Here is a 12,270-nt window from a genome sequence, read left to right as displayed (position 1 = left end):
CATGTCCCTAGAAATAGAAAGGAAATTTGCCTTATCTACATTTCCTGCTGACGAAATCCGCAATGGAAATTTAAAAAAGTTTTCTACAAATCTGATTGAACAAACTTATTTAGCCTACCAACCTACTCAGCAAATCAGGGTACGGAAAATGGTAAATATACAGAATGGTTCGGCGACATACACGCATACCTTTAAAGAAGGAAGCGGAATTGTTCGAAATGAAATCGAATATGAAATTTCAAAAGAATTATATGAACAGCTCATCACAAAAATAAATAAGCAAGCCCTTATAAAAACCAGATCAGTATGTCAATTGAGCGGGATGGATTCTTATATAGAAATTGATCAATATGAACAAGTGCCGCTTATTGTTGCGGAAGTTGAATTTCAGGATATGGAAGAGCAAAAGCAATTCACCCCTCCCCAGTGGTTCGGTACGGAAGTGAGCTCAAATAAAAGATTTAGCAATTATCAATTATGGCTTTATATTCAACATTTGAAATAAAAGAATGGATTATTCCAAGAATCACTATTTTATACTATTATTTGGTTTAGATAACAAATAAGAACATAATAGACCTGAATCGATGTCCAGAAATGCACCATTTCTAGTGTTCAACTTCTTGACATCGATCTAATGAAAGAGATTTTAAGACAAACAAAGAAGTACGCACTTTTTGCTATAAAAAACAGCTAACTCATGATGAATTAATTGCCTATAAGTATTTCTTATAAAGCGAAACTTCGTTCAGTAGGGGTTTCGACACATAGGATGTGCTAGTGCAGGCGTCGCGAACTTAGTCAGTTTCCTCTTCCCCCCCTGAACGTTAGTTGAACCAATCGGGCCGTTACTAGCTGTTGGATCTCCCACTTAGACATGACTTGTTCCCTTATTTCTTGAAGTGGGAGTCTTGCAGTCAGTTACACTGCGATAAAATAGCAACAAAGAAGCTGTCAGTTTGTCTCAGAAAGTTTACAACTTATGTTTGCCGGTGCAGCGTTGATTACCTTTTATTTTTTCTTATTCCGAGGCAGCCGTTTGTAAGCCACCCCGTGGAATAAAGCCCCCTATTAAGAGCAATCTCACTTTATCTAGGAGTTGTTATAATGGAGGAAACAAATTATTATCTTCACTATGTTATTTTAGTATTTTTTTCGCACCACTTTTATTTCCCATTTTAGTATGGATTTTTAGTGATGAAGTAACCAAACCGCATGCAAAAAAAGCCCTTTAAAGGATACCGAATTTATTGATAACTATTCTCTCCCCTCAGGTCTTTACCTTAACAGAACGAGGTAAGGAGAAGCAAGAATGCGAGGTATTACTTGGCTTTCTCCGCCGCAATCATCAAAAACATTGGCCGGCGCAATTCATCTCTCATTTCAGGGATTTGTTCCAGCATTTCTGCGGATGGCACCGATTCTTGTACTTCCTGAATAGTAAAACCCGCTTGAATCACCTCGTTGATATAACTCGCTACTGTACGATGATATTTTTGAACATTATCTGCAAGAAAGCTTGTTTCACGCAGTCCCTCTGTTTGATAGTGGTCCAACGGCCAATGCAGCATGTTACCATCTTGATCATAATACCAATCCTGTTCTGCCCGTGCAGTAAAAATCGGGTGTTCCACTGAAAACACAAAGGCTCCGCCAGGTTTTAAGAAAGCGGCAGCCTTTTGGCAAATGGCTGCAAAATCTTTTATATAATGAAAGGCCAGTGAACTAAATACGACATCAAACTGACCATCCTCAAAATCAACATCCTCTACTGGTGCCTTGATATAAAAAATTTCTGGATCATCTGTCATTGCTTGTGCCTTGATGATCATCTTTTCAGAAATGTCTACCCCAATGACGGATTTTGCTTGTTTCTCTCTTGCATAACGGCAGTGCCAGCCAAATCCACAGCCTAGATCCAGCACAGCCTTATCTTTCAATTCTGGCAGCATTTCTTTAACCATATGCCACTCACCGGCAGCTTCCAAGCCTTTTACCGATCTAGGCATCTCTTGATACGCCACAAAAAATTCTTCATTATCATATTTATTTTGTTTCATCAATATCTATCTCCTATTTTTTCTATATATACCGCAGTTTAACACTTAGATAACAACTTAACAATCCCTTTATGTTTCTTTACAGATCCTTTATTTGTTTTTAATAACCGACTGCTATGATTTGTAATTGTAAGGATACTATCTATTTCAAAAAAAGACAAAGGAGAATGCAGATTGAGTGTAAGCAAAGCGATGCAAACCAGTCAAGCTCTAGATCTAGCTGGCGTGATCAACTTCCGGGATTTTGGCGGGATGAAAACTATAGATGGCCGTACGATTAAGCAAGGATTACTTTTTCGTTCAGCTGACCTTACCGACGTTACAGAAGAAGATATCCAGACCTTTCGTGAGCTGGGCATCCGCACGATCTTCGACTACCGTACGGCTAAAGAAGCTACTGAACGTCCCGATCCACAGCTAGCTAACATAAATTATCACCGGGTATCCGTCAACAAAGAGGAAGATACATCAAGTTATACATCGCTCAATGATTTATTTGCCACTAAACAGTCGAACAGCATTGGTAATGATCTCTTAGTCGAGCTATATCGCAGCTTACCGATTGGAAACTATTCCTTTAAGCAGCTAATGGAGCATATGAAACACCCAGCAGAAAATCTGCCTTTGATCCACCATTGCGCTGGCGGCAGAGATCGTACGGGAATAGGTTCTATGATTATCTTGTTAGCCTTAGGTGTGGCTTGGGAAGACATTGTAGCAGATTTTGTCTTTTCCAACGTATTGCTGGAGGAATATCATCAACAAATCTTCACTCAAGTGGAAAATAAAATGTCTCCGGCACAATTTGAACAATTTAAAGCAGGATTTTTACTTCAAGAACAATACTTATCTTTGTCTTACCAACATATTTTCACACACTATCCAACCATCGAAGATTTCTTAGCAGAAGAATATGGCATGACAGCTGAAGTCCGTAAAACATTACAAGATTATTGTTTAGAATAAAGTGAAACTTCGTTCAGTAGGGGTTTTTTCCATCCCCCACCAAACGTTGCTTGAACCAATCGGGCTGTTATTGGCTGTTGGACCTCCAACTTAGAAACGACCTGTTTTCTATTTTTCTTGAAATGGGAGTCTTACAGTCAGTTACACTGCGATAAACATCAAACGATAGAAGGAGTGTTTAGGATGAGTAAATTATCATTTATCCATTTAACCGATACCCATGTTTTAAAAGAATACCAAGGCAGCTTCTTAGAGGGACTTGATCAAATCCAATCTAATCCAAGTGATCAATTAATCAAAATCCTCCAATATGCAGAAGCGCGCAAAGATAAACTGGATTTCTTACTGATTACCGGTGACTTAGTACATGAAGGAAATGTTTCCGACTATCAGCACTTAAAATCTCTACTGGAAACCTATACTAACCTACCTATTTATCTATGCTTAGGAAATCACGATGTAACTAGTGCTTATTGGGAAGCCTTTGAACAAAAACTAAATTGCCAAGATGAGTTATTTTACACCGCTGATCTTCAAGGGCATCGCTTAATTGTCCTTGACTCCAGCTATGATAAGAGCGGGACAGGCCGTGTCAGTGAACAACAATTATCATGGCTGAAAGATGTGTTAGCTGTTCCATCACAGAACGGAACGATTGTAGCAGTGCATCATCCGATTGATGAAGAGCAAACATTTGGCGAGCACAGCCTAGTCAACTCTAGTCAATTATTAGAAATACTAGATAATGACGATATCATCGCTGTGTTAAGTGGACATATCCATAAAAACTTGATTAAAAACTACCCTTATTTTCTATTATCAGCAGCAGAAGGAACTTGCTTTGGTGTAGAGTTTAATGGCGAATCAGCTGATTTCACTAATAACAGTGCTTTTAATATTTGTACCATTCAAGACGGGCAGCTGCAAATCGAGGTAACACGAGTGCCAGACAATAATCAAGTACTTTTCAGTTATGATCTGACACTGACCAGTCATTCATAAGGTAAGACTTCTATCAGCAGGGGCTTCCCCTGCTGTGAACATGAAATGAAGTTTTTAAATAAAAGTGCGTGTGCAAAAAGGAGATATCACCATGACTAAAAAAATAAGCCTATCCTTAGCATTTGGTTTGTTATTACTATTCTTATCCGGTTGCGGCATTTGGGGACAGCAGACATCCAATGCCAGCGAAAATGAAAGTGACAATAATTCTACTGACTTAGTGGAGCTAGACCCAGATAACCCTACGACTATTACCTTTTATACGTATAGCTTAGCCGTTCCGACAATGAAGGAAGGTATGGAGCAGTTAATCAACGACTTTAATGACACGGTCGGAAAAGAAAAAGGTGTCATTGTCGAACCAGTAGCAGACCCTAATTACCAGCAATATCGAGCAGATATTACTGCCGGAAAAGACGTTGATGTCATCCAACATACATTCGGCACCTTGGATGCGTCCAGATTAAATCTAGATTTTAAAGCCTATGAAGATGTATTTCCTGCCGAAGAATTAGAAGAACATCTGGAAGGTATCTCGGAAAATGCCTTACAACTTGGCGTGATTGATAATAAGATGTATGGTTTGGCCTTCACCTTCAGTACACCGATTGTCTTTATCAATGGCGGATTATTTGAAGAAGCGGGCTTAGACCCTAACGATCCCCCTGAAACATGGGAAGAAGTGAAGGAATATGCGCTGCAAATTAAAGAAAAGACTGGAAAAGACGGATTCGGATTAGAACCAGATAATGGCTGGGTGACAGATAGTGTCTTTTTCAGTAATGGAGCAGATATTATGACAGAAGACCGCTCAGAGGCTGTTTTTGCTAGTGAAAAAGGTATTGAAGCGATTGAGATATGGAAAGATATCTATAACAGTGGTGCCCATGCAACAGGTTCTACCACTGAAGTACCAGAACAATTTATGGCTGGCAATTTAGGAATGTATATTACCTCTACCGCCTTGCATAGCGGCTTTAAAGCAGCAGCTGAAGCTGGTGGATGGGAATTATACGGTGCTGGACTTCCGCAATTTGGCGATCAGCCAAGCATTCCAGTTAACTCCGGAAGTGCACTTGCCGTACGACCGGATTCTCCTGAAAAAAAAGCAGCCACATGGGAATTTATTAAATATGTAACAGGGCCAGAAGGATATACAACGATCACAGAACAAATCGGCTATTTACCGCTTCGCACTGATTTAGCAGAGGATCCTAACTACTTACAAGGTTTTGTCGAAGAACATCCGCTGTATCAGATCAACCTAGCACAACTCGAACACATTCGGCCTGCTACTATTTGGCCAGGTGAGGTGGCAACCGAAGCATCTACTATTTTCAGAGATGCGATTGTTGAGGCAGTTTCTACAGAAGCAGACGTGACAAAAACATTGAAAAACGCTGAAGAAAATATTAATATCCTACTAAAATAATAGTTTACAGGCGGGTTCAAACGTGCGATAAAAAGGACCATCATCGGTTAACTTCTAACTTCGCAACATCGTGATGTAACACCGATACTAGTCCTGTACGTCGTAAGTACAAGGCAGCATTTTTATTGGACTTTTTGAACAACTTCTTTAACATTTGGTGCTTTACACATCTTAATGGGTAAAGCACTAAACCTATTGAATAAAGGATGAAGAATATGTCTAATTACCAAAGCAATTCTATTGATATCGCTGCACTGGAGCCTATTCAAGCGAAGTCCAAACGCGCCAGAAAGTGGCGATTACTAACCAAGCCATATATATATCTTGCACCATCATTAATTTTATTGTGGATTTGGATGTATTATCCGACCTTATCCACATTTGTGCTAGCTTTTCAAAATTGGGGAATGGTTCCGGGTACAGCACCTACCCCAGTAGGACTCGATAACTTTGTTCGCCTGCTGTCTAGTAAGGATTTTGGTATTTCCATTATCAATACCCTTTTCTATACGGTTGGTCTGCTTCCTTTCTCGATAGTGATTCCTTTGTTCCTAGCAGTAGCGACACATAAGATGGAAGGCAAAATGAAGAATGTCTATCGTGCCATGTTCTTTATTCCGCTTATCTTAGCACCTGTTTCCGTTGGAGCGATCTGGCGCTGGTTATTTCATCCTACCAACGGATTGGTGAATGATCTGTTACTCCAATTTGGTCTCATTGATTCCAATATCGCCTTTTTCTCCGACCCTGTCTTCGCCAAATGGTTAATTCTCTTGATTACCGGCTGGAAGATGATCGGATTCGGTACGATTTTATTCTCTGCAGCCTTAACAGGGATCAGCAAAGATTACTATGAAGCCATTTCCTTAGAAGGAGCCAATCGTTTTCAGCAGTTTCGTGACTTAACACTTCCATTGTTATCACCGATGATTTTTCTTGTCTTGATGATGAGTTTATTATTCTCTAGTCAATGGACCTTTGCCTATATCGATATTTTAACCCAAGGAGGACCATTTGGTACGTCAACCAATATTTATTACGAGATGTATAAATATGGATTCTCTAATATGGACGTGGGATTAAGTGCAGCGGCTGCTTTATTATTCTTTGTAGTCTTTGGCATTATTGCCTTTGTGTTAAACAACATTACCAAGAAATACGCTTTTTATGATAATTAGGGAGGGACAGCTGTGAGACAACGAAAACTCTCCATCAGCACGATTTTACAACATACGTTATTGATTCTATTAAGCCTGATAGCTATTTTCCCTTTATACTGGATGATCATCTCCTCCTTGAAAAATGAGGCTGATATCTTTAATTCCAGTATCATTCCATGGAATGCGACATTCTCTAACTATGTCTATGCCTTTCAGGAAATGCCGATTTTACGCATGATGCTTAATTCTTTTGTCATGGCAACTCTCTTAACTGCCTTTCAGCTGATTACTAGTATCCTGACAAGCTATGCCTTGGTACGCTGGCAGGTAAAAGGCAGTACCTTCATCTATCTGCTTATCAGTTTATCATGGCTGATTCCTATGCAAGTTATCATGATTCCAAACTATGTATTAGTGAATCAAATGGGATTAAATGAAACATTACTAGGGATTGTTATTCCATTATCTGTTTCAACCTTTGCCATCCTATCGCTCTATCAGAGTTTTCGATCATTCCCTAAGGCACTGATCGATTCTGCCAGACTGGATGGGGAAAAAGATTTCTTTATTCTCGTCAAGGTTATCTTGCCAAATCTGAAGTCAACCATCGCTTCTTTGGGTATTCTTCTGTTTATCAATGGCTGGAATGAATATTTATGGCCTATGTTAATTACCACCGAGATGGAAAACGCCCCGATCCAAATCGGCTTACGCTCGTTTGTTAACTCGGATGTGAACATGTGGGGCTCTTTAATGGCAGCCACCACGATTTCCTGTCTGCCGATCTTAGTGATTTATTTTATCTTGAGAAAACATATTATTGAATCATTTGTACGATATGGAATCAAATAAAGGAGGAAAAACGAATGGCACAAATCACCTTACAGAACTTAAAAAAATCATTTGGGAAAACCAATGTGTTAAAAGATATTAGCCTAGAGATTAAAGACGGGTCTTTTACGATTCTCTTGGGTCCTTCTGGATGTGGTAAATCTACCTTATTAAGAATTTTGGCAGGATTAGAAGAAGAAAGCTCTGGACATATTTATATGGATACAAAAGAGATTACCTACAACGAACCGAAAGACCGGGATATTGCGATGGTATTTCAAAACTATGCCCTTTACCCACATATGACAGTTTATCAAAATATTGAGTATGGTCTTAAAATCAAGAAAATTCCGAAAGCAGAGCGAAAACAAATGGTAACGGGTGTATTGGAAATGGTAGAGTTAACTGACCACGCCCAGAAAAGGCCGAATCAATTATCAGGCGGTCAGCGCCAGCGGGTTGCCCTAGCCCGTGCGATTGTTAAACGTCCCGGCGCTTTCTTTATGGATGAGCCGTTATCCAATCTTGATGCGAAGTTACGCAATCATATGCGTCAAGAATTAATCGAGCTGCAGGCACAGTTAAAAACTACATTCCTTTATGTCACCCATGATCAAGTGGAGGCAATGTCTATGGGGACCCATATTATTATCTTGAATCAAGGCGAAGTCATGCAGCAAGGCACGCCTAAAGAGATTTATACCAATCCTCAGAATCTATTTGTTGCTCAGTTTATTGGTTCACCGCCAGTTAATATTATGAAACAAGGCGATTATTCAATTGGAATTCGTCCAGAGAATATCCGCTTGGTCCAAGCTTTTGACCCAGCAGAAGATACTTATCAGATCGATGGCGAACTCCTGTCTACCGAACAACTCGGCGGAGAAACCATTTATCGAGTGAAGACAGAGTATGGCAAACTGAATGTAAAAACACCAAGTCGATGGGACAGCATTGATAAACCGGTGCAGCTTACTTTTTCAAAAGAGGATGTCTTATTTTTTGGCGAAGATGGTAACCGCATAGCCCCTCAGTATGAACTTTTAGAGGATTTGCGCGTTGCCCCACAACTGCATTTTGCTTGATGGCTGGAGTGAACACGGCTTTTTGTGGCCTCTTAGAGATGTTTAGTGGCCAGTTGACTTGGCTTTCCACTCAGCTTAGTTTACTGGCCACTCATCGATCTTTACAGGTCACTCAACTCCATTTTCAAGCCACTCTCGTATTATGTTAACAAAAAGAAACCCGTACACCGGATTCCTTTTTTCTATGTCAACCATGTAATTGATCGAAAAAATAGACGCAGGCACACTCTTTACATCTTCCCTTTTTCACTATACTGTGATAAATGCCCTGATTCATTAGCGTAGTTTACCTGCCAGCGTCCATTGATATATTCAATTTCTGATAGTCCGGCATTGACCAGTCTTGTTTTTCCTGAACCTAATTCATGATTAGAGAAGATAGCTAAAATAATATTGATTACCGCGCCATGGGCAACCACAATCACTCGCTGCTCCGGGTACTCTTGGAGAATCCATTCCAATCCTTTCGTTACCCTATGTACTACATTTTCTCGTGTTTCCTGACCTGGGTAGTTTTTATCTGGATATTTTGCTACTCGTTCTTCTTTTGATAATCCTTCTGCTGTACCGAAATCCCGCTCGACAAACTCCTCCATCTTAATCAATGGCAGATTTAATTTCTTATTAATAATTTCTGCTGTGCGGGCAGCTCGTGATAAAGGGCTTGAAATAATGACATCCCAATCGTATTGACTCAAATATTGACTGCATTCCTTGGCTTGTTGTATACCCGTTTCATTTAGTTCAATATCTGTCTTTCCTTGAATCTTGCCAGTTCTGTTCCAATCTGTTTCTCCATGTCGTACAATACAAATTCGTGTCATTTTCCTTCCCCTTTCTTTATCTTACTTTTGTTTATTATACTAGATACGCAGAGGGAAGCGCCATTTTCAGCTAATAACAATTTCAATCTGGTAAAATAACGCGACTTACTACCGGAGTGGCTAATAAAATCGATGTTTTGGTATGGCCATAAGGAATTAAACGTTCAATCAACTCTGTCAATTCATCCATCTCTTTTAAAGCTGCTTTAATATAATAATGGACATGTCCTGTGGCTCGGTAGCATTCGAGTACTTTCGGTTCGTCCTTAATTATTTTTTCAAACTCATAATGGGAAACACGTAGTTCACTTAACTCAATCATGATTACCAACTTCTTTCCCACCGAAGTTGGTGATACCTTCGCGGAAAACCCTTCAATTACGCCTTTTTCTTGTAGTCTTTTCATTCGTTCTGTCACACTTGGCCTGCTGAGTGCTAAGTGTTTCGACAATTCACTTATTGACATACGGCCATCTTCCTGTAACAGTTTGATAATATCTATGTCCAATGGATCCATTGCTAACTCCCTTCAACATCCACTTTTCATTTAGTTAATAATTCACCAGAAAATGATGCAAAATAATAATTATTAGTATGAAATACCTTCATTATAATATATACTTCCATCCTTTTTTATACTAATATTGTATCCAATTCTAAATTATTAGAAAATTTTAAAAATTCAGAGGAACTGGTGCAGATTACCGCCACTGAAATTTGGGAGGGAAATAACATGAATCATGCAGCAAAGGTTATTATCTTAGCTGGGGCGTTTGTGTCCTTTATCTTAGGTGCTGGTACTGCAACTGGCCAAGAAATTATGCAGTTCTTTGTTCCATTTGGTTTTTGGGGAATTGGAGCGATTATTGTTGCAGCCGTCATCCATATGTGGTTTGGTGCTTATACCATGGACGTTGGTTCACGGCTGCAAGCTGATAATGCCAAAGATGTTTTTGTTTATTTTTGTGGAAAGTATTTAGGTCTATTTTTCTACTGGTTTGCGCAATTATTTATGTTAGTTGTTTTTATTGTAATGATCTCAGGTGCAGGTGCTACCATTTCAGAACATTTTGGCATAGGAGATACATTGGGACGTACCATCATGGCTGTGGCCGTACTAATTACTGCCTTAGCCCGCCTAAACACGATTCTTAAAATATTAGGAGTTGCTGGTCCCATCATTGTCTTGTTCGCTGTCATCGTTGGAGCAGGAAATTTTAACTACGAAGATATCATTCAAGCTAATAAAATAGTTCCTGAGTTACAATTGTTACAAGGAACCAGCAGCTGGTGGCAGTCAGGATTTGTCTATTCTTCGTTTGTGTTATTAGTTGCTGTTCCTTTCCTGGCCAACTTAGGAAAAAATGAAACTAATAGACGCACGGTTATCCTAGGCGGGACTGTAGGCGGTTTGATTATGCTATTAGGGGTTTTCGCCATTTATATTGGTATTCTTTCAAATATTGAAGAAGTTCATACAAAAGGGATTCCAACATTATTTCTGGCAAATCAAATCAGCCCAGCCATCGCTCTGTGTTTTTCGATTATCCTGTTAATGGCTATTTACACCACGGCAGTTGGTATGTTATGGACCGTATCGATTCAATTTTCACGTGGGAATACCAATCTGTATAAAATAATCATCATTATCTTAACAGTTGTCGGCTTTTTTGGTGGAGCCTTTCCATTTGCCAAGATTATTGATCTTGTTTATCCAATTGTCGGCTACATCGGCTTATTACTGATGGTCTGTATGTTGTATCGACAATTTTTTAATAAAGGAACTTTAAGAAATGAGGGGAATACAAAATGAGTAAATATGGAAAAAAGCAAGACTATACTAGAGTAAAATTAGATATGCCCTTTACCGGCATCACTTCTTTTAAAAAATATCCTATCTGTACAGATCTAGATCAACTAGACGCCGATTTTGCCATTATCGGCGTTCCGAATGATATGACAACGGCTTGGCGCTCTGGGGCTCGTATGGGACCAAGATCAATTCGTGAGCAATCTTCCTTATATGCATTTGGTGCCAGCTATGATCATGAGAAGGATATTGTCTATGATGACAAGGATTTTACGATCGTTGATTGCGGGGATGTTTCGATTATTAATGGCGATGTGGAGCAAAGCCATGAAAATACAGAAGAGGCAATCCGAACAATTATTGCTAAAGGAGCGATTCCTATTGTATTGGGCGGCGATCATTCGATTACGAACCCTGTTGCCTTCGCCTTAGAAAGCCACGAAAAGGTAAATGTTGTACAAATTGATGCCCATTTGGATTGGTTAAAAGAAGCCTCAGGACAGCGATTTACACTAAGTAATCCAATGCGAAGAATGTCGGAAATGGATCATATCAACAAAATGGCGCAAATCGGCATCCGAGGGGTAGGCAGCAGTCAAAAAGAAGATTTTGATGATGCCCGAAACTATGGAAGTAAAATTATCTCACCAAGACAGCTAAGACAACAAGGAATTGAGCGAGCACTTGAACATATGCCTGACGGTGAAAAATACTATGTGACCATTGACATCGATGGTTTAGATGCCTCGATTGCACCTGGAGCTGGTTCTCCTTCCCCTGGCGGCCTATTTTATGAAGAGGTCAGCGACATTTTAGAAGCTGTGGCCCAAAAAGGAAACGTGATTGGTTTTGATTTAGTAGAGGTAAATCCTCTATATGATCCGACACATGTCACCTCACAAATCTCAGCACGGCTGATCATTGATTTTATTAACTTTATTATAAAAGAAAAACAATAATCATAAGAGGACCTTGGCGGTGAACTGCACCCTGTCAAGTAGACATTGAAAAAACAAAAATCTATGCAACAGTCTGGTACCGATATTCCAACGGTGCCAGGCTGTTTAATTTCTCCTGGTAACGTTCTTCATTATAAAATT

General features: G+C 39.5%; 12 protein-coding genes. 9 read left to right on the top strand and 3 right to left on the bottom strand.

Annotation, left to right across the window (positions count from 1 at the left end):
* Window position 1: 1 nt before the first annotated feature.
* Window positions 2-505, top strand: coding sequence for a CYTH domain-containing protein (locus JOD18_RS20985; protein WP_204671130.1), 504 nt, complete (start codon window positions 2-4; stop codon window positions 503-505).
* 817 nt (window positions 506-1,322) lie between these two features.
* Here JOD18_RS20985 and JOD18_RS20980 read toward each other — a convergent pair.
* Window positions 1,323-2,060 carry a class I SAM-dependent methyltransferase gene (locus JOD18_RS20980; RefSeq protein WP_204671129.1) on the bottom strand — a complete coding sequence of 246 codons (738 nt, stop codon included), beginning with the start codon at window positions 2,058-2,060 and terminating at the stop codon, window positions 1,323-1,325.
* A 174-nt stretch (window positions 2,061-2,234) separates the two neighbouring features.
* Between JOD18_RS20980 and JOD18_RS20975 the strand changes: the two genes are divergently transcribed.
* The 6 genes from JOD18_RS20975 to JOD18_RS20950 all read left to right on the top strand — a co-directional run bounded on the left by JOD18_RS20975 (window position 2,235) and on the right by JOD18_RS20950 (window position 8,536).
* Window positions 2,235-3,026 (top strand): tyrosine-protein phosphatase, encoded by a 792-nt coding sequence (locus JOD18_RS20975; RefSeq protein ID WP_204671128.1) that lies wholly within the window; start codon window positions 2,235-2,237, stop codon window positions 3,024-3,026.
* A 183-nt stretch (window positions 3,027-3,209) separates the two neighbouring features.
* Window positions 3,210-4,028: a metallophosphoesterase family protein gene (locus JOD18_RS20970; RefSeq protein ID WP_204671126.1), complete on the top strand. Its 819-nt coding sequence runs from the start codon at window positions 3,210-3,212 to the stop codon at window positions 4,026-4,028.
* A gap of 91 nt (window positions 4,029-4,119) precedes the next feature.
* Window positions 4,120-5,460: an ABC transporter substrate-binding protein gene (locus JOD18_RS20965; protein WP_204671124.1), complete on the top strand. Its 1,341-nt coding sequence runs from the start codon at window positions 4,120-4,122 to the stop codon at window positions 5,458-5,460.
* A 215-nt stretch (window positions 5,461-5,675) separates the two neighbouring features.
* On the top strand, window positions 5,676-6,638 hold the full coding sequence (locus JOD18_RS20960) for a carbohydrate ABC transporter permease (RefSeq protein ID WP_239588283.1): 963 nt from the start codon (window positions 5,676-5,678) through the stop codon (window positions 6,636-6,638).
* A 12-nt stretch (window positions 6,639-6,650) separates the two neighbouring features.
* Window positions 6,651-7,472, top strand: coding sequence for a carbohydrate ABC transporter permease (locus JOD18_RS20955; protein WP_338029594.1), 822 nt, complete (start codon window positions 6,651-6,653; stop codon window positions 7,470-7,472).
* Window positions 7,473-7,486: 14 nt separating this feature from the next.
* A complete protein-coding gene (locus JOD18_RS20950) occupies window positions 7,487-8,536 on the top strand; it encodes an ABC transporter ATP-binding protein (RefSeq protein WP_204671121.1) in 1,050 nt (349 codons plus the stop codon).
* A 230-nt stretch (window positions 8,537-8,766) separates the two neighbouring features.
* Here JOD18_RS20950 and JOD18_RS20945 read toward each other — a convergent pair whose 3' ends face one another.
* Window positions 8,767-9,360: a histidine phosphatase family protein gene (locus tag JOD18_RS20945; RefSeq protein WP_204671119.1), complete on the bottom strand. Its 594-nt coding sequence runs from the start codon at window positions 9,358-9,360 to the stop codon at window positions 8,767-8,769.
* 82 nt (window positions 9,361-9,442) lie between these two features.
* On the bottom strand, window positions 9,443-9,877 hold the full coding sequence (locus JOD18_RS20940) for an Lrp/AsnC family transcriptional regulator (protein WP_204671117.1): 435 nt from the start codon (window positions 9,875-9,877) through the stop codon (window positions 9,443-9,445).
* Between the two features lie 216 nt (window positions 9,878-10,093).
* On the opposite strand from JOD18_RS20940, the gene JOD18_RS20935 reads away from it, so the two are divergent.
* Both JOD18_RS20935 and speB read left to right on the top strand, forming a co-directional pair.
* Window positions 10,094-11,173 carry a YkvI family membrane protein gene (locus tag JOD18_RS20935; RefSeq protein ID WP_204671115.1) on the top strand — a complete coding sequence of 360 codons (1,080 nt, stop codon included), beginning with the start codon at window positions 10,094-10,096 and terminating at the stop codon, window positions 11,171-11,173.
* Window positions 11,170-12,129 (top strand): agmatinase, encoded by a 960-nt coding sequence (speB, locus tag JOD18_RS20930; protein ID WP_204671113.1) that lies wholly within the window; start codon window positions 11,170-11,172, stop codon window positions 12,127-12,129. The genes JOD18_RS20935 and speB overlap by 4 nt, the downstream gene beginning before the upstream one ends.
* Window positions 12,130-12,270 lie beyond the last annotated feature (141 nt).

This window comes from Gracilibacillus alcaliphilus, assembly GCF_016909015.1.
Classification (GTDB): Bacteria; Bacillota; Bacilli; order Bacillales; family Amphibacillaceae; genus Gracilibacillus; species Gracilibacillus alcaliphilus.
Note: the sequence above shows the minus strand (reverse complement) of the source record. Positions and strands in the feature narration are given on the sequence as shown.

Excerpts from the sequence above, each read along its gene's own strand:
- JOD18_RS20985 (WP_204671130.1), top strand. The coding sequence starts at position 2 with ATGTCCCTAGAAATAGAAAGGAAATTTGCCTTATCTACATTTCCTGCT.
- JOD18_RS20980 (WP_204671129.1), bottom strand. The coding sequence starts at position 2,060 with ATGAAACAAAATAAATATGATAATGAAGAATTTTTTGTGGCGTATCAA.
- JOD18_RS20970 (WP_204671126.1), top strand. The coding sequence starts at position 3,210 with ATGAGTAAATTATCATTTATCCATTTAACCGATACCCATGTTTTAAAA.
- JOD18_RS20965 (WP_204671124.1), top strand. The coding sequence starts at position 4,120 with ATGACTAAAAAAATAAGCCTATCCTTAGCATTTGGTTTGTTATTACTA.
- JOD18_RS20960 (WP_239588283.1), top strand. The coding sequence starts at position 5,676 with ATGTCTAATTACCAAAGCAATTCTATTGATATCGCTGCACTGGAGCCT.
- JOD18_RS20950 (WP_204671121.1), top strand. The coding sequence starts at position 7,487 with ATGGCACAAATCACCTTACAGAACTTAAAAAAATCATTTGGGAAAACC.
- JOD18_RS20945 (WP_204671119.1), bottom strand. The coding sequence starts at position 9,360 with ATGACACGAATTTGTATTGTACGACATGGAGAAACAGATTGGAACAGA.
- JOD18_RS20940 (WP_204671117.1), bottom strand. The coding sequence starts at position 9,877 with ATGGATCCATTGGACATAGATATTATCAAACTGTTACAGGAAGATGGC.
- JOD18_RS20935 (WP_204671115.1), top strand. The coding sequence starts at position 10,094 with ATGAATCATGCAGCAAAGGTTATTATCTTAGCTGGGGCGTTTGTGTCC.
- speB (WP_204671113.1), top strand. The coding sequence starts at position 11,170 with ATGAGTAAATATGGAAAAAAGCAAGACTATACTAGAGTAAAATTAGAT.